Here is a 17,846-nt window from a genome sequence, read left to right as displayed (position 1 = left end):
ATTAAATAATGAGCTTTTACATGAACTTTCAGAAGTTAACTTTTAAAATTATTCTTTACCAATAATTAGGCTTTGGATTTGACTTTTTCGATATGTGCTTCTTTGATTTTTCTTCTTAGAATTTTGCCCACATTTGATTTTGGAAGCTCATCAGTGAAATAAACTTCTTTTGGACATTTGTAATTGGTCAGAGACTCATGACAATGTGAAATCACCTTTTGTTCTGTAAGAGATTTGTCTTTTGGTACCACATAAGCAACGACTTTTTCTGTTGACTTAGGGTCTGGCATTCCTATCACACCTACTTCCAAAACTCCAGGGCAAGAGGCAATAACATCCTCAATTTCATTTGGATAAACGTTAAAGCCTGAGACCAAAATCATCTCTTTTTTACGATCGACGATTTTGAAAAAACCATCCTCATCCATGATTCCGATATCACCAGATTTAAACCATTCTCCCCTCATAACTTCTGCTGTCTCTTTTGGTCGCTTCCAATATCCCTTCATCACTTGAGGACCTTTGATACAGATTTCTCCCCGCTCTCCCACTTTCAGTTCATTTCCTTCATCATCCATCACTGTCATCTCAGTATTAGGAAGTGGAATTCCAATCGTTCCGTTTCGTTCAGTTCCGTCAATAGGATTACAGGATGCTACAGGCGAAGTTTCAGTAAGGCCATAACCTTCTGCAAGTGGGGTTCCTGTGATTTCTTTCCATTTTTCAGCTGTAGCTTTCTGAACAGCCATCCCTCCTCCTACTGCTATTTTTAGATGAGTAAAATCCAGATTTCTGAATGACTCTTGATTCAACAAACCATTAAATAGCGTATTGACACCTGTAAATACTGAGAATTTCTGCTTGGATAGCTCCTTGCAAAAGGCTGGCATATCTCTTGGATTGGTAATTAACACATTATGCGCACCGATTTTTAGCATTGCTAAACAATTGACTGTCAAAGCAAAAATGTGATACAAAGGCAAAGCTGTGATCACTACTTCTTCCCTTTCTTTCAACTTTGGTTTCATCCAAGCAGAAATCTGCTGCATGTTTGCAATAATATTCCCGTGAGTCAGTTCTGCCCCTTTTGAAACACCAGTTGTACCTCCGGTATATTGAAGAAAAGCTGTGTCGTTCAATGAAATTTTCGGTGGGACAAATTCATATTCAGCTCCCTGATCCAAAGCAGATTTCAAAGTATCAGCGCCCGGTAAATTGTAACTCGGCACCATCTTTTTTACATGCTTCACGACCAAATTGACAAGAGTACCTTTTAAGAAACCTAGCATATCGCCAAGTTCAGTAACGATAATCCGTTTTGTATGAACTTCAGATCTGATTTTCTCCAGATTATAGGCAAAATTGGCGATGATGATGATTACATCCGCTCCAGCATCATTGAACTGATGCTTCATTTCCGAAGAGGTGTAAAGTGGATTGGTATTTACCACAATCATTCCAGCACGCAATGCACCAAACATCACCACAGGATATTGCAGCGTATTGGGCATCTGAATCGCTATTCGGGAACCATGCTCTAATTTTAAAGTATGGATTAAGTAATTCGCAAAATGAGAAGAAAGTTTGTCAAGTTCTGTAAATGAAAGTGTCTTCCCCATGCATTCATATGCAGTAGCAGAGCCATATTTCTTTACACATTCTTCAAAAAGTTCTGGCACACTTTGATAAGCCTCGCAATCAACCTGCTTGTCTACCGATGCCGGATAACTTTTGAACCAGGGAAAATCCTTCATTATATCTGTATTTTGGGTAATCTATTTTTTCTGAATTTGATTAATTTCTACCGATTGGACAATGAATTTATCAGACTATTTTAAAATTTTTCTTGCTATCAACTCTTTCATAATTTCATTTGTCCCTGCGTAGATTCTTTGGACCCTCGCATCGGCATAGGCTCGAGCAACTCCATATTCCCACATATAACCATAACCGCCATGGAGTTGGACACATTCATCGGCAACTTTACATTGCAATTCTGTCATATTGTATTTTGCTGCCGATGCCATTGCAGAATCCAATTTCCCATCGTTATGAAGCTGAACGAGGTAATCACAATAAATTCTTCCTTGTTCTAATGCCGCCGTCATTTCAGCCAACTTAAATCTAGTATTCTGAAAATCTGAGATAGATTTATTAAAAGCTTTACGGGATTTCACGTATTCAATCGTCGCTCCTAACATATATTCTCCAAGAGCAACTGCTGCAAGCGCCACTACCAATCTTTCCTGTGCAAGTTCAATCATCAGATACTTGAATCCTTCCCCCTCTTTACCAAGTAAGTTTTCCTTTGTCACTTTCACATCTTCAAAAAACAACTCACAGGTATCCTGAGCATGCAAGCCGACTTTATCAAAAGGTTTTCCTCTGGAAAATCCTTCCATTTCACGGTCAACGATAATCAAACTGATCCCTTTTGCTCCTTTTGTTGGATCGGTTTTTACTGCTACAACCACCACATCACAAAGAAAACCATTTGTAATAAAGGTCTTAGAACCATTAACTAGATAGTGATCTCCTTTGTCCTCTGCTCGCGTCTGAATTCCCTGCAAGTCACTGCCGGCACCAGGCTCAGTCATGGCAACCGCTCCAATAAAATCACCGGAGACCATTTTGGGGATATATTTCTGTAAAGCTGTTTCTGTACCAAAATGAAGAATATATGGCATCACAATATCGCTATGAAGCGGATATCCGATTGCTGGACCGGAACAACCACTCAGGCCTAACTCTTCAATTAAGACTGCATTAAATCTAAAATCCTGAATATTCATGCCTCCCAATGATTCGGGAGCCTGAATGCCTAAAAATCCATTTTCACCGAATTTCTTCCAAGATTCCCTGGACACCATCTGATTCTTTTCCCATTCCTTATTGTAAGGGGTCACTTCCCTGGCTATAAATTCTCGCACGCTTTGCCTAAATAAATCGTGCTCTTCTGTGAATAAAGTTCTTGGTAATCCAAACATATGTGGGTTTATATTAAATTTCTTATTATCAAAAATAATGATTTTTAAACGGGAGCAAGTTCAAAATTATAATCACATCGTCCAGTGATGTAAAAACTCAAGTTTCTTCTGAAATTTCCAAAAATCTAAACCTAAGTTTGAATACGTTTATATTGACTGAAGTAAAAACAATTCTATTAACATGATAAATCTGGAAGTGTCAACCAGCCTTGAGGAAATCAGTAAAATTCCATTTTGGAATTACGAGGAAGAAATTCTGAAATCCGAAACCGCGGGAGATAGCAATATGAATGTCGTTTTAAGGATAACAACCAATCAACGGTCTGTCATTCTGAAACAATCAAAAACTTATGTCAATAAATATCCTCAAATCCCTGCCCCTCTGAGTCGGATCGAGGTGGAGCATGCATTTTATCAGCATGTTCAAAAGCATCCTGTATTAAAAAATTTCTCTCCAAAGGTTTTAGCATACCGTTCAGATGATCATCTTTTGATGACTGAAGATCTGGGAAAAGGCAAGGACTTTTCGGATCTATATCGAGGGGAAAGTACCATGGAATCAGCTACAATATCCAAGCTAGTTGATTATATGAACGCCCTTCATGAATTGGAAATAAAGGATTTCCCCGACAACAGAGAAATGAAGCTGCTGAACCATGAGCATATTTTTAACTTTCCATTTTCACTTGAAAACGGATTTGACCTTGATTCAGTACAAATTGGTTTGCAGGAATTAAGCCTGAAGTATAAATCCAATACTGCATTGAAAAGAAAGATTGATGAATTAGGAAGGAAATACTTATCGCAAGGAGAAACCCTCTTGCATGGAGACTTTTACCCTGGAAGCTGGTTAAAAAGTGATTCGGGAATTAAAATCATTGATCCAGAATTCGGTTTTCTTGGTGATCCTGAGTTTGATTTGGGTGTTTTGTTTGCACATCTCAATTTAAGTCTTCAACCTAGCAGCCTAAAAGCTGAATTTCTCCATAGTTATAATCAGCCTATTTCCCCGGAATTATTGGATCAATACCAAGGAGTTGAAATATTAAGAAGGTTGATCGGGATTGCTCAACTTCCCGTGAGAATGACTTTGGACCAGAAAGAGAAATTAATGGACCAGGCAGTAAATTTGATTTTAGGTTAAAATGAAAAATTCTCCTCTTCTAATTCTTTGTTTCCTGATTACCATAGCCTGCACAAACAGTCAAAAAAATGAAACCTTTGGCACTCAAGAAATCCCCATTTTAGATTCTGGATTAACTCCAGAGGAATTAGAGGATAAAATACTTGGTATGCTCGTTGGTTCCGCAATTGGAGATGCCATGGGTGCCCCTACCGAAATGTGGTCCAGAGAGGATATCAACTTACAATATGGTTTTGTTGAGACCTTGGATTCTATGGTGCGGGAAGCTTCTCCAGAAGGAATTTGGATTCGAAATCTACCTGCAGGAGGAACAACAGATGATACAAGATGGAAGAATTTAACATTCAACTACTTACTCACCCAAAACCCTCAATCTTTAGACTCAAAAGATTTTGCTCAATACATTCTCGATCAATATTCCGACTATGTCAAAGAGCTCAAATCAATTGATGGTATTGATCCGGCAGAAATTGAAAAGGCAACTTTGAAGTTGATCTGGCTTCAGGAATGGGCCAAAGTAAGTCAGCCATATTTGAAAGGAAATGTGGATGGTTATGCAGATTCCTTAAGTCGTTTTTACGGCGGAGAAATGGTCTGCGCAGGTTTGCTTTATACTCCAGCTATTGGTGCTATTTACCCCGCTAGTCCAGAAAAAGCTTATGCCGAAGCCTACAAATTATCCATTTATGATATTGGGTACGCGAGGGATTTATCTGCATTGGCAGCAGCAATGACCTCCGCAGGAATGAAGAAAAATGCCACAAAAGAGGATATTTTGGCTTCACTACGAATTGATCCAAGAGGCTATTACGAAAGCAGATTGGTAGGTCGGACAGCACAAAGAATTTTAGTCGAAGCTCTTTCAATCCATCAGAATTCCTTAGCTCTGGACAGTTCAGAAAATCGAATGCAACCGGATAGTGAAGCTTTAAAATTTGCATTTTCAGAATTAGACAAAAGGCAGCAGGACATGCCTTTTCATGCTGGAGAAATTTACGTTCAGGTTCTTACAGCTATGATTTATTCCGATTTTGACTTCCAAAACACAATTGTATTTCTGGTCAATTATGGGAGAGACAATGATACCACTGCAGCTGTGGCAGGTGGAATTTTGGGAGCTTATCATGGATTCGAAAAGCTTCCTGAAAGCTCAAGAGAAAAAGTCCTTGAAGTAACAAAATCTCAGTTAGGTATCGACCTCGAGGATCTTGCAAAAAAAATGGCTAACCACCTTTTAAAAAACAAAAAGCCCTGATCCATTCGGACCAGGGCGTCTTCTAACAGTTGGTTTAGTATTAGAAGAATAATGTTCTTGTTCTTCCTTTGACGTCAGTCACTTCCATGTAGATGTCTTCAGAAGTCATATCACGGAAAGAGAAATTCTTTTTGAAAGCTTCCGGCTGATCGATATGCTCTTCATAGATCACTTTTCCAGATTCTGAAGAATAGATTTTAACATCTACGCCAGGCTCAAGAAGTCCGATAACTGCAAGACTTACTGTATGATCGTCTAATGCTTTTCCATAAGCCATCAGTGGTAGGTCTTCTGCTGGAATAGGCTTCTCAGTGGTAGCAACGGTGTATGTAACTTCCTCTTCTTCCGTTACAATTCTCACTTGATATTCGCCAGCAGGCAAACTATTCAAATCATAAGGAACCATCAGGCTCTCTCCTTTTACATTTACTTTTCTTTGGCTCAAATTTTTTCCATCCTGATTCAAGATGGTGATTTTGGCGCTTCCTACTCCTTCTTTAAGAGTAACATTGATTTTTTTATACTTTGAATTTACTGCAGAAAGTTCTCTTAAGTCTTCGTTTGCGTCAGCTGCTAATGCGCTAAAAGATAAGGCTCCTGCCATTGCGATTGTGAATAAGGTTTTCATAACATGTTGGTTTAGTGTTGTGCTTTCCTTATTGCCAAGCACGTACCAATTCGCTCTGCCTTGCCAAAACCAAAATCTACTGCACTGATTTTATTTTACTTTTTTAACACTTTACCGAAATTAAATTTTGAAAAATTCACGAAAAATTAACAAAACCTGTTCAGTTCCAAGTCAATCTCCTGTTCGCTTGTATTGTTAGCGGACAGATTTTTGGGTTTTTTAGAAAACTGAAGGTTACAGGTATAGAGAGATGTTAAGGAAAATTAATTCCTGAAAATCTTTAAAAATATTTTTGTGCCAATCCTGCCAAAAATTAACTGTACGCTTTTGTACAGGTTTCGTCCGTTAGGAATCAACTTAGTGAACAATTTTCTAGTTGGAACTTCGAAAACGAGAATCGTTAGATGGATTAGGTATTTAAAAAAACATGATTATCCGCAATGCAGCCAGTAGTTAAAGAATAAGTTTAGAAAGTCGCGGATAATCTTCCACCGACGACAGTCCACTTTCCACAGAACTTTGAAGAATACATCAAACCCTTTTTCCTTTGGCAATGGTAAGAAAGTTGATTTACAATATGAAAAATCTAAAAATTCGGCATAGAATTCCTAAATAGATTTTATTTCAAATTGCTTCCAATGGACTTTCTTTTAAAGTTCAAGAGCTGTATTTCTTTAATGATGAAAATTGAATTTACTTACTCGGTAAAAATAAAAGAGCTGAGCTAATTGAATTGACTCTTTATATATAGGAATAAGAACACCCTATAAATAGGCTCCTCTCCTATGAAAAAACGAATGATTACTTATGACCTTCCTAATTAAAAACCTTCAAAAGTCATCTCGTCTTAAAAAATTAATAAAGGCTAGAAGATTTCTTTGAGCAATTTTAAACAGGAAGTCAAATCCTATATAGGTAAAAACAAAAAAAACCACAATCATCTGATCATGGCCTTTTTGTCAACTAAACTAAATATCGAAATCCTAGAAATGGATGATTCTTGTTCTACCGATGGCATCGGTCAATTCCAGGTAAATATCTTCTGGGTCAATACCATTAAATGAGAATGCTTTTTTGAAACCTTCTGGTTGGTCAATGAATTCTTCATGAACTACCCGGCCGCCTTTTTCAGTTTTTACCTTTACATCTACCCCAGGTTCCAGCAATCCGATTACAGTCAAATTAATTGTATTGTCGTCAAGCAATTTTCCATAAGCCATTAAAGGCATATCCGAAGCAGCAATTGGTTTTTCTTTGGTTTCTACCGTGTAGACAACCTCTTCATCCTCGGTGGATATCCTAATCTGATATTCCCCACAAGGCAAATCGTCCAGATTATAAGGAACCATAATGTCATCTCCTTTTACATGGACTTTTCTTTGGTGAAGTTTATGTCCATCTTCATTTAAAAGGACAATTTTGGCATCGCCAACTCCCTCTCTTAATAGGACATTGATTTTTTTGTAATTAGAATTTACGTCAGATAAAGCTCTTAAATCTTCGTCTGCTGAGGCCAAAGCGCTAAAAGATAAGGCGCCTGCCAATGCTAAAGTGAATAAAGTTTTCATAACAATGTTGGTTTAGTGTCGTGCTTACCAAGACACCAAGCTCATACCAAAACCAATTGAACATGCCAATTCAAACTTTTTTCAAGGATCTAATTCTTAATAAAAATTAATTATTACAAAATATTATTTTAATGTTTGGACATATAAACGAACATTATCGAACAAAATTTAAATATTTCTTGTCCGACTGTCATGGCAGCGGACAGAATAAGGGGTAATTTCCAAAAATGGAGGTTACAGTTTATTGTGTTTATTAATAAAATTTAATTTTATTTTTTTTCATAAAACATTGAAATCAAACTATATATAAAAATAAAACCTGTACGGTGCTGTACAGGTTTTGTCCGCTGAGACACATAAAATTGACTTATGTCAAATTTATTTTTTGAGTTCCAGGCTTAATTTCTTTACCCGATCTTTGATATCCATATCAGAAATATCTAGGTTTCCTGAGGTTGCTTTTAGGAAATCCATCACTGCTCCTGTATGGTCCGTTGACTTACCTTCAGCCAAAGTCACGTATCGCATCGTAGACCAAAGAACCGTCTTCAATTGTTTTTTGCTATCATCCGTCATGTAATATTCAACGACGATAGTATTGTGATTATGCCAAATAATCCGGCTCATAATTCTAACCCATTCCCCCACCATCGCAGGTTTGACGTAGCTGATATTATGGTTGTATACCACCCAAGCAGCTTTGTATTTCTTGATCAAATCCATCACTTCCAGTCCATACAATTTCGGAACTTGGTCTTCTCTGGCATTGAAGAAGTAGTCAAAATACTTGGCGTTATTTAAATGTCTCAATGGATCACAATCCTGAAACCGAATGACAACTCTGCTTTCCGTCTCAGATGGATAATGCTTTTGTGGATCGTATTCAAACATGATTTTCTAATTCGTGGCTGTTAATAATTCTGATTTTTGATTTCGCCAGTTCCTCGATTGCAAAATCACCATCCATAGGATCAATATTCACTGCTCTCGTAGCATCTACAATCAAGACTGTCTCAAAACCTAAACTTTGAGCATCCAAAGCAGTAAACTTCACACAATAGTCTAAAGCTAAACCACAGATATATACTTTTTTTATCCCATTGCTTTTCAGGAAATCTCCCAAACCAGTGTCTCCTCTTCTGGCGTTATCAAAAAAACCCGAATAAGAATCTACCTCTGGATTTGTACCTTTTTGAAATACAGCTTTCCATTTTTCTCGGTCCAGATCTTTATGAAATTCTGCTCCAAAAGTTCCCTGAACGCAGTGAACCGGCCATAAAATTTGATTTAGTCCTCCTAATCCAACGAATTCCCCGACTTTTTTTCCGGGATGATTCGCCGCGAAACTTCCATGATTCGAAGGATGGAAATCTTGCGTGGCAACGATAAACTCGAATTCTTTTTGAATCTTATTTATCACAGGTACAATCTGATCTCCTTCATTTACCGCCAAAGCTCCTCCAGGTATAAAATCATTCTGAACATCAACGATGATCAGTGCTTCGTTTCTATTTTTCATCTTTCTGATCCAGTTTTTGTGCTTTTAGAACCAATTCTGTTCTTAAATGGTGCAGATTTTCCTCTAATCCAACTGGATACAAATGTGGATTTACCATACGCTTGTGGGTTTTATCCAATGATTCCAATTGGGAAGCTGCTCTATTTCTAATGGTAGAAAGGTCTGGAGAGGTATAAACTTGTTTTCCTTCCCGGAAAATCGGCTTGAGCAAAATTTCTTCCTGATAGAAGTACGGCATAATTCTTTTTCTCCTTGTACTATCTATTGGATCAATAATGACAATCCCCTTTGGATTGATTTCCTGATCTTCCAAGTAAATCATATCTGCGACAGCCATTCCTTTAGAATAATAGCGTTTCACATTATGAAATCCCGGCACATTGATTTTTAGAGATTGTTGGGAAATTTTGATCTTGGGCACATATGTTCCATTCTCTATTCGGATAGCTGATAATTTATAAACAGCACCTAAGGCTGGCTGATCAAAGGCAGTGACCAACTTTGTTCCCACTCCCCAAACATTAATCGAAGCTTCCTGCCCCTTCAATGAGGTAATGATATGTTCGTCAAGATCATTGGAAGCAACAATTTTCGCATCCGGAAAACCAGCCTCATCCAGCATTTCCCGGGCTTTGTTACTGTAATAGGCCAAGTCACCAGAATCTATTCGGATTCCTACCATCTCTTTTCCTCTGCTTCGCAAAGCCTCCCCTACTTTTATCGCATTCTTGACTCCATTTAATGTATCATAGGTATCAACCAAGAAAATACATTGGTCTGGAAAAGCATCAGCATAAGCCTCAAAAGCCTCCAATTCAGTTTCAAAAGACATGATCCAGCTATGGGCATGAGTTCCGGAAACAGGAATACCAAATAGCTTTCCAGCCATAACATTACTAGTGGAAGTACAACCTCCGATATAGGAAGCTCTAGATGCCGCCAAGGCACCATCGATTCCTTGCGCCCTCCTCAACCCAAACTCTAATACAGGTTCTCCTTTGGCAGCAAGATTAATTCTTGCGGCTTTGGTGGCTATCAAGGTCTGGAAATTAAAGATGTTCAATAAAGGAGTTTCCAGTAATTGGCATTGAATCAAAGGCCCTTTTACCCGGATCATCGGAGCATTAGGAAAAACAACCGTTCCCTCCTCTACAGCATCGATGTCACAAGTGAATTTCATATTGGATAAATAATCCAAAAACCCTGGGTCGAACAGTCTTTCCCCATCCTTATCTTTCATTTCAGACAAGTAATGAATATCCTCTTTTCCAAATTTGAAATTCTTACAATAGTCAATTACATAATCCAGGCCTGCGGCCAAAGTAAATCCTCCCTGAAAAGGATGTTTCCTAAAAAACAAATTGAAAACGGCCTCTTGCTCTGCCTTACCGGATTTCCAATAGGCATAAGCCATGGTCAATTGATAGAAATCAGTTAAAAGTGCTAAGGAACCTTGGTATAAATCTTTGGTGATTTTCATAGAAAAAAAGCTAGGTTATAAAGGTAAATATTGAGCTTGGCTAGACCAAACCGATTTAGGCTGGGTTTTTTACCCGGTAGTTTAAAACTACTCCTAATAATAAAAGCGCCATTCCTACATAGGCCATTAATGTATAGGCTTCTCCAAAAAAGAAAAAACCAAATATCAGGGCATAGAAAACTCCTAAATAACTGAGACTGGAAATTTTGGAAACATTAGCATTTTGGTAAGCCACAGTCATAAAATACTGAGCGGTCTGGGTACAGATTCCAATCCATAAAAGAATTCCCCAATCCCAACCCTCCGGCTGAACCCAAGTGAAGAAACTGATCAGGATAGCAATTGGCAATGTGACCAAAGGAAAGTAAAATATGATTACCAATGGATGCTCAGTGTTTTTGAGCTTTCGGATTACATTATAAGCCAAACCTGAAAATAAAGCCGAAATAAAACCAATACTCGCGTATAGCAGATTGACACGGGTATCAAAACCCTGAACCAAAACCACTCCTAGAAAAGAAATTCCGAAGAAGAGAAACTGAATCGGTTTTACTTTTTCCCTTACCAAGAAGATTCCAAGAATGGTCGTCAAAATAGGTGAGAGATATTGTAGCGTCACAGCACTGGCAAGTGGGATTTTTTGCAGGGTATAAAAGAATGAAATCAATCCTACTGAACCAACAACCCCTCTCAATACCAATAATTTCTTATTATTCCCAAAAACCTTGACATTTTGCCTTTTCAGCACGCTATAACTGAACACCAAACTAAATAGAGATCTAAAAAGAATAATCTCTATAGCAGGGATATGAGGAACGTATTTAACAGATACATTCATCAAGGCAAAAAATATCCCAGCCAAGATCATAGACTGGACGCTGCTGATTTTCACAGGCGGATTATTTGGTGGTTTATGGAATCCAAATGTAAAAATCCAATGGATAGTTCAGACTATTTCAATGGAAATAAAAAAAATTGAAACTTTTGATTTTAGTTGCTAGTTAGGTTGGAGATATGGCGTTAAAAAAAGGAACAAAAGCACCGGATTTCACTCTGGCAGCTACCGGAGATAAAAAAATCACTCTTTCTAGGGATTTCGAAGGAAAAGCTTTGATAGTTTATTTTTATCCAAAAGATTTCACTAGAGTTTGTACTGCAGAGGCCTGCGAATTTCGAGACAAATTTGAAGATTTCAGAGACCTCTCCATTCCGATTTTAGGAATCAGTAAGGATGATATACCTTCTCACGAAAAATTCAAAAAAGAATACAAACTACCTTTTGATTTGCTCTCCGATCCTTCAGGAAAAGTATGTAAAGCCTATGATGCACTAGTGCCTTTAATCAAAATGCCAAAAAGGATCACTTATTTACTCAATGAGAAGCATGAAATAGAAGCCTCTTTTTCAGAAATGTTTGAGGCAAAATCTCATATTGAATCCATGCTTAAAAACATTAATAAGAAGGCTTAAAGAATCACACCATCTTTCATGGTCACCATTCGATCGGCCATTCCTGCCAGTTCTTCATTGTGCGTGACAATTACAAATGCCTGCCCCAGCTCTTTGCGAAGAGTAAAAAACAAGGTGTGAAGCGCTCTTGCATTTTGGGTATCTAAATTCCCGCTAGGTTCATCAGCAAAAATAATAGCAGGGTCATTGATAAGAGCACGTGCTACAGCAATTCTTTGCTGTTCACCTCCAGAAAGTGTGGAAGGTTTATGATCCAATCGATGACTGATTCCTAAAATCTCAGCAAGCTCCCCCGCCCTTTTTTCCAATTGTTTTGGATCAGTTCCTTTTATCAAACCCGGAATCTGAATATTTTCTGAAGCTGTAAATTCAGGAAGAAGATTATGAAACTGAAAAATAAATCCTATTTGCTCATTTCTGAATTTTGCCAGATTGACTCCATTTAGGTCTAAGAGGTTTTTGCCATTCATCGACAATTCCCCTTCATCAGGTTTATCCAAGGTTCCTAAGATGTGTAAAAGGGTACTTTTTCCCGCTCCAGAGGAGCCAACAATAGAAACTATTTCAGAAGATGAAATTTCAAGGTCAACCCCTTTTAATACATGTAGATTTCCATAGTGCTTATGGATACCACTGGCTTTCAGCATAGTAAGATTTTTTACGGATTTAAAATTAGAATAAATCTTTTCCAGATACGTATTTAATTCCCAATAAACGGCATTTTTTGAGAAGAAAGGATTATTCCGGGGTTGATTTATCGACTCAGAGGACTTAACTTCGGGCAAAAATTTTCATAGGATGAAATCTAGCATGACTGAAAAGTTATAGGGGTAATAACCCTAACCATGCGAGATTCCTACCGATAGCTATCGGGATGACAATTGAGAAAAAAATCTTACACACATGAATATTCACGAATATCAGGCTAAAGAAGTATTAAAAGGTTATGGAGTTCGCATTCAGGAAGGTATTGTAGCCGACAGTCCAGAAGCAGCTCAGGAAGCAGCAGAAAAGCTAAATGCTCAAACCGGAACTTCCTGGTATGTGATCAAAGCTCAAATTCATGCCGGTGGCCGAGGAAAAGGTAAAATCCAGCAAACTGGATCAAACGGTGTGGTTCTTGCCAAAAAACTAGAAGATGTAGCTGAAAAAGCTAAAAATATTCTGGGCGGGACTTTGGTGACGCATCAGACAGGACCGGAAGGCAAAGTAGTAAACAAAGTACTTGTTGCAGAAGATGTGTACTACCCAGGAGCATCCGAACCAAAAGAATATTATTTATCTATCCTTTTGGATAGAGCAAGTGGAAGCAATGTCATCATGGCTTCTACCGAAGGAGGAATGGACATCGAAGAGGTGGCAGAACATTCTCCAGAAAAAATCATCAAAGAATGGATCGATCCTAAAGTTGGACTTCAGGGATTCCAGATCAGAAAAGTTGCCTTCAAATTAGGTTTGACTGGTACAGCTTTCAAAGAGATGGTAAAATTCATTGCTGCTCTTTACAAAGCATACGAAGCAACTGATTCTTCTCAGTTTGAAATCAACCCTGTGTTGAAAACTTCAGATGATAAGATTTTGGCAGTAGATGCCAAAGTAAATTTGGATGATAACGCACTTTACAGACATGCTGACCTTGCTGAGTTGAGAGATTTGGCAGAAGAGGATCCATTGGAAGTAGAAGCTGGAAAATCAGGCTTGAACTATGTAAAACTTGACGGAAACGTAGGTTGTATGGTAAATGGTGCTGGTCTTGCAATGGCGACTATGGATATGATCAAGCTTTCTGGTGGTGAGCCTGCAAACTTCCTAGATGTTGGAGGAGGAGCAAATGCTACTACTGTTGAAGCTGGATTTAGAATTATCCTTCAGGATCCTAATGTAAAAGCAATCTTGATCAACGTTTTCGGTGGAATCGTAAGATGTGATAGAATTGCAAATGGTGTGGTAGAAGCATATAAATCAATTGGAGACATCAGAGTTCCAATTATCGTAAGACTACAAGGAACAAACGCAATAGAAGGTGCTAAAATCATCGATGAGTCAGGATTGAAAGTTCAATCTGCCATCACGTTGAAAGAAGCAGCGGACAAAGTTCAGGCTGTTTTAGAAGCATAAATAACTGAAAAATTTTCAGGCACTCGTAGTTCAACTGGATAGAATATCGGATTTCGGCTCCGAGGGTTGAGGGTTCGAATCCTTCCGAGTGTACAAAAGCTCAGACGAAAGTCTGGGCTTTTTGCGTTTAATATAAAATAGGATTGAAGAAGGACTTGAAATAACCTTTACTTCTCAGTATATCAAACAGTGAAAGAAAATGGTTTTTTGAAAAAAATAGGATTATTCGGAGATCTAACAGGAGATTTAAAAAAATGGCTTTATTAGGCTTTAGGGCAATAAAAAAGCAGGAGAAAATCTCCTGCCCTTTATTTGAAAACTAAACCAACTATTATTTAACTACCACAATGAATTCAAAAATAATACAATTATAATTAAATCAAAATGCCAAATAAAAATTTGTTAATTTTTATTTCTCCTCGGGGAAGTTTCCTCTCTTAAATGCAATTCCCAAAGCCAGACCTTGGCTAAATTGGATTTTATCGTCTTGATCGATGTCGTAGATACTCAAACTCGTTAAACTTACATTAATCAGGTTAGAAACTTTGGCTGTAAGGCCAATATCCAAACGATGATCAATTGTATCAAATGCCAATGTTTCATAGTTAGCAAACATTTGATAACGCATCATGAAAGTGAGATTTTCAGAGAGCTTTTTATTCCAATCTGCCAATAAGTTAAAAGCTAACCATTCTGTACGGACTGTCTTCCCTATTTCCACTCCATAGTTAGTCGGAACATTCATATATAAATCCGTGTCAGTCACAAAAGTCCAACGCGGAGCAAATGGAGAAATCCTCAAACTAAACTCATCATTTGGCTTATATTCTACACCTATTGAAGTAGTCAAATAAGCAGGGTTAAGAAATTTTGAAATCAGCACTTTTTCCGGCTCAACAAAATCATAACCCGGAGCAAATTGGGAAAGGAAATTGACTGCAAAAAAGTAATTCCACTTGTCATTTATTTCATATCCGACTTTAGAATCCAAATAAATTCTATCATTAGACTTTCTTCCTTCTTCATCTTTATTTTTTACCACTCCGTAAGTCAAATCCAGAGTATTATCCCAAGTCCATTTATCTTTGGCATAATTCGCTCTTCCAAAAAGATAAGTTCCGACCGCAATAGAATTAACACCACCACCTTGCCAGTTGCCACTGAATGAAGCTTGGTTTAAATTTAAGCCACCGCTGATTTCTTTCAGCCAATAACTGGTATCAGCAGGAACTATCGGCGTCTCATCTTGGGCAAATAAATTCCCTGCTAGAAAAAGAAGAAGGAAAAGTGTAGAGATTCTTTTCATAATTTATAAGATTTGGAATAAATAGATTTTAAATAATATAATACAAATATGGAAAATGACTTGGAAAGAGAACTGATTATTCGTGATTTTTTAGCACGACAACGTACAACATTGGCCAATCAACGCACTTTATTGTCTTTCATAAGGACTTCATTGTATTTTTTGGTTAGTGGTATCGCATTATTTGAAGTAGACAAATTAGACCATGTGCGTGAGTTGGGTTATCTGGCATTGGGATTGAGTTTCTCCATTTTAATCGTTGGCATAATCAATTATATCAAAGTCAAGAAAAAGCTAGCGAAAGGAAACTACCTCAATATGTGATTATGACTTTTGAAATAGCCCTGACTTTATCGATCATCTCCTTAGCAATAATTCTATTTTTTACCGAAAAACTGTCCATCGACACAGTTTCCATTGGAGTCATGGTTTTATTTCTTCTCACCGGAATCTTAGATGTAAAGGAAGGTCTAGCTGGTTTTTCCAATTCAGCCACTCTTACAGTTGCTGCCATGTTTGTGCTCTCAGCAGCTATTTTCAGCACAGGTATTTTAGAATCATTTAGCTATCGATTGAGCAAGCAGGCAGAGAAAAGTGAATTCAGGTTAATGCTGAGTTTGATGGTCTCTTCTGGTGTTCTTTCAGCATTCATCAGTGACACAGCTGTGGTTGCCTTATTGATGCCAGCAGTAATCCAACTTGCTAAAAAGAATCAAATTGCTCCTTCCAAATTACTGATGCCACTATCTTTTGGGGCTTTGATGGGTGGAGTTTGTACCCTACTTGGCACCAGCACAAATATCTTGGTGAGCGGAATAGCTGAAAGAGCTGGATTACCAGGTTTTGGAATTTTTGAAATGAGCCTCATGGGACTGGTATTTCTCGGAGCGGGAATAGTCTATATGCTCTTTGTGGGCAGGTTTCTTTTACCCAACAGAAAAAGTAAAGCTTTATTTGGAGAAAACATGGAGCTTGGAAATTACCTCTCTGAAATGATTATTGAGGATGATTTTTCGCAATTGGAAGAACCTGTTTCAAAGCAAAAACTATTCAATAAGCTTCCGGTAAATCCCTTACAAATCATCAGAGAAGATGGGAGAAAAGTAAGAGTGTACCAAAATACTCCCATTCAAATAGGTGATCTTATTCGATTTAGTACGGATAAAGAAACCTTAGAAAAACTCAAAACCTATCAAGGAATTCAATTAAAAGCAGAACTAGCCTGGAATGAAGAGCTTGTAATTGGCGAAGAAGAAAGGTTATACGAGGCAGTAGTTACACCTAGTTCTTTTCTAATCAAAAAAAGCATCAAGGAGCTCAATTTCAAGGAGCTTTTCAATCAAGTATTGGTTATTGGCATCCGCCACAGAAAAGGAATGCTTGATACGCTACTCACCAAAACCAGACTTGCATCAGGCGATATTTTATTACTTCGAGGTACGGAAGAAAGTATCCAATCAGTAAATGAAACGGAGGGTTTGCTTTTGATTTCAGAGACTAAAAGTAAAACGCTCAATAAAACGAAAATCATACTTACACTAATCATCATGCTTGCCGTATTGGCATTGGCTATTTTGGATGTGTTCCCAATAGTCGTCAGTGCCCTTACAGGAGCGGTTGCGATGGTGATTTTAGGGGTTATAACCACTGAACAAGCCTATAAAGCAATTGATTGGAAAGTAATATTTATGCTAGCTGGTATACTTTCCATGGGTGCAGCCCTGGAGAAAACAGGTGGCTCGGCTTTATTAGGTGAATCCATCGTAAACTTGCTAGGGAGTTATGGACCTAGAATTGTTTTGGGAGCAATTTTCGGCCTTACTTTTTTACTAACTAATGTGATGTCAAACAATGCAACGGCTGCTTTATTGGCTCCTATAGCAATCAGCATCGCATCAAGTTTGGGTGTTGATTCTCGCCCCATGCTCATGGCCGTCACTTTTGCTGCAAGTTTAAGTTTCATGACCCCAATGGGCTATCAAACCAATACCATGATTTATTCTCCTGGTAATTATCAGTTTAGAGATTTCTTAAAAGTAGGTACGCCATTAAATCTTTTATTTTGGATTATAGGCACTTTGGTCATCCCTATTATATTTCCTTTTTAAGATGATGTCTGGCAATATCCTTGCACTAATAGACTATAAAAATATCCAATGAAAATCTTCGGCTTTATATTAATCATCGGTGGCATTTTAATGCTTTTCACCAACAACTTCAGCTTTACCACAAAAGAAAATGTGGTAGATGCCGGACCGATTCAAATCAATGCTAACAAAAAAAGAGAAGTGACTTGGCCATCTTATGCAGGAGGAGTCGTAATTGCTGCAGGTGTAGTTTTAGTCGCTATTTCCAAGAAAAAATAAACACC

General features: G+C 37.8%; 17 protein-coding genes and 1 tRNA gene. 8 read left to right on the top strand and 10 right to left on the bottom strand.

Features of this window, described 5'->3' with window-relative positions; genetic code table 11:
• Positions 1-65: 65 nt before the first annotated feature.
• A complete protein-coding gene (locus FHS59_RS18035) occupies positions 66-1,754 on the bottom strand; it encodes an AMP-binding protein (RefSeq protein ID WP_184496760.1) in 1,689 nt (562 codons plus the stop codon).
• 75 nt (positions 1,755-1,829) lie between these two features.
• Positions 1,830-2,987 carry an acyl-CoA dehydrogenase family protein gene (locus tag FHS59_RS18030; RefSeq protein ID WP_184496759.1) on the bottom strand — a complete coding sequence of 386 codons (1,158 nt, stop codon included), beginning with the start codon at positions 2,985-2,987 and terminating at the stop codon, positions 1,830-1,832.
• A gap of 181 nt (positions 2,988-3,168) precedes the next feature.
• Here FHS59_RS18030 and FHS59_RS18025 point away from each other — a divergent pair, with 181 nt between their 5' ends.
• Together FHS59_RS18025 and FHS59_RS18020 are read left to right on the top strand one after the other, a co-directional pair.
• Positions 3,169-4,131, top strand: coding sequence for a phosphotransferase (locus tag FHS59_RS18025; protein WP_184496758.1), 963 nt, complete (start codon positions 3,169-3,171; stop codon positions 4,129-4,131).
• 1 nt (position 4,132) lies between these two features.
• Entirely contained in the window at positions 4,133-5,386 is a 1,254-nt protein-coding gene (locus FHS59_RS18020; RefSeq protein ID WP_246388511.1) for an ADP-ribosylglycohydrolase family protein, read from the top strand.
• A gap of 40 nt (positions 5,387-5,426) precedes the next feature.
• Here the strand turns inward: FHS59_RS18020 and FHS59_RS18015 are convergent, their stop codons facing one another.
• The 6 genes from FHS59_RS18015 to FHS59_RS17990 form a co-directional block, all read right to left on the bottom strand.
• A complete protein-coding gene (locus FHS59_RS18015; RefSeq protein ID WP_184496757.1) occupies positions 5,427-6,014 on the bottom strand; it encodes a T9SS type A sorting domain-containing protein in 588 nt (195 codons plus the stop codon).
• Between the two features lie 983 nt (positions 6,015-6,997).
• Complete coding sequence (locus tag FHS59_RS18010) at positions 6,998-7,582, bottom strand: hypothetical protein (protein WP_184496756.1); 585 nt, start codon at positions 7,580-7,582, stop codon at positions 6,998-7,000.
• Between the two features lie 378 nt (positions 7,583-7,960).
• A complete protein-coding gene (locus FHS59_RS18005) occupies positions 7,961-8,473 on the bottom strand; it encodes an acyl-CoA thioesterase (RefSeq protein ID WP_184496755.1) in 513 nt (170 codons plus the stop codon).
• The gene (gene pncA, locus FHS59_RS18000; protein WP_184496754.1) at positions 8,466-9,101 is read right to left on the bottom strand and encodes a bifunctional nicotinamidase/pyrazinamidase; all 636 of its coding nucleotides are present in this window, start codon (positions 9,099-9,101) and stop codon (positions 8,466-8,468) included. Before pncA ends, FHS59_RS18005 begins: the two co-directional genes overlap by 8 nt.
• On the bottom strand, positions 9,091-10,581 hold the full coding sequence (locus FHS59_RS17995) for a nicotinate phosphoribosyltransferase (protein WP_184496753.1): 1,491 nt from the start codon (positions 10,579-10,581) through the stop codon (positions 9,091-9,093). The genes pncA and FHS59_RS17995 overlap by 11 nt, the downstream gene beginning before the upstream one ends.
• A 55-nt stretch (positions 10,582-10,636) precedes the next feature.
• On the bottom strand, positions 10,637-11,449 hold the full coding sequence (locus tag FHS59_RS17990) for a DMT family transporter (protein WP_184497556.1): 813 nt from the start codon (positions 11,447-11,449) through the stop codon (positions 10,637-10,639).
• A 146-nt stretch (positions 11,450-11,595) separates the two neighbouring features.
• On the opposite strand from FHS59_RS17990, the gene FHS59_RS17985 reads away from it, so the two are divergent.
• Positions 11,596-12,051: a peroxiredoxin gene (locus tag FHS59_RS17985; protein ID WP_184496752.1), complete on the top strand. Its 456-nt coding sequence runs from the start codon at positions 11,596-11,598 to the stop codon at positions 12,049-12,051.
• On the opposite strand, the gene FHS59_RS17980 is transcribed toward FHS59_RS17985, so the two are convergent.
• A complete protein-coding gene (locus FHS59_RS17980) occupies positions 12,048-12,698 on the bottom strand; it encodes an ABC transporter ATP-binding protein (protein ID WP_184496751.1) in 651 nt (216 codons plus the stop codon). The two genes, FHS59_RS17985 and FHS59_RS17980, sit on opposite strands and share 4 nt — an antisense overlap.
• Before the next feature lie 256 nt (positions 12,699-12,954).
• On the opposite strand from FHS59_RS17980, the gene sucC reads away from it, so the two are divergent.
• Both sucC and FHS59_RS17970 read left to right on the top strand, forming a co-directional pair.
• The gene (gene sucC, locus FHS59_RS17975) at positions 12,955-14,169 is read left to right on the top strand and encodes an ADP-forming succinate--CoA ligase subunit beta (protein WP_184496750.1); all 1,215 of its coding nucleotides are present in this window, start codon (positions 12,955-12,957) and stop codon (positions 14,167-14,169) included.
• Between the two features lie 19 nt (positions 14,170-14,188).
• Positions 14,189-14,262 (top strand) — tRNA-Arg (locus tag FHS59_RS17970).
• A gap of 316 nt (positions 14,263-14,578) precedes the next feature.
• Here FHS59_RS17970 and FHS59_RS17965 read toward each other — a convergent pair.
• Positions 14,579-15,475: a DUF3078 domain-containing protein gene (locus tag FHS59_RS17965; RefSeq protein WP_184496749.1), complete on the bottom strand. Its 897-nt coding sequence runs from the start codon at positions 15,473-15,475 to the stop codon at positions 14,579-14,581.
• A gap of 48 nt (positions 15,476-15,523) precedes the next feature.
• Between FHS59_RS17965 and FHS59_RS17960 the strand changes: the two genes are divergently transcribed.
• The 3 genes from FHS59_RS17960 to FHS59_RS17950 are packed head-to-tail and all read left to right on the top strand — an operon-like array spanning position 15,524 to position 17,841.
• Positions 15,524-15,799, top strand: coding sequence for a DUF202 domain-containing protein (locus FHS59_RS17960; RefSeq protein ID WP_184496748.1), 276 nt, complete (start codon positions 15,524-15,526; stop codon positions 15,797-15,799).
• A 2-nt stretch (positions 15,800-15,801) separates the two neighbouring features.
• The gene (locus FHS59_RS17955) at positions 15,802-17,583 is read left to right on the top strand and encodes an SLC13 family permease (RefSeq protein ID WP_184496747.1); all 1,782 of its coding nucleotides are present in this window, start codon (positions 15,802-15,804) and stop codon (positions 17,581-17,583) included.
• Between the two features lie 48 nt (positions 17,584-17,631).
• A complete protein-coding gene (locus tag FHS59_RS17950; protein WP_184496746.1) occupies positions 17,632-17,841 on the top strand; it encodes a hypothetical protein in 210 nt (69 codons plus the stop codon).
• Positions 17,842-17,846: the final 5 nt, after the last annotated feature.

This window comes from Algoriphagus iocasae (assembly GCF_014206875.1).
Lineage (GTDB): Bacteria > Bacteroidota > Bacteroidia > Cytophagales > Cyclobacteriaceae > Algoriphagus > Algoriphagus iocasae.
The sequence above is the reverse complement of the archived record's forward strand: the minus strand, read 5'-3'. Positions and strand labels throughout refer to the sequence as shown.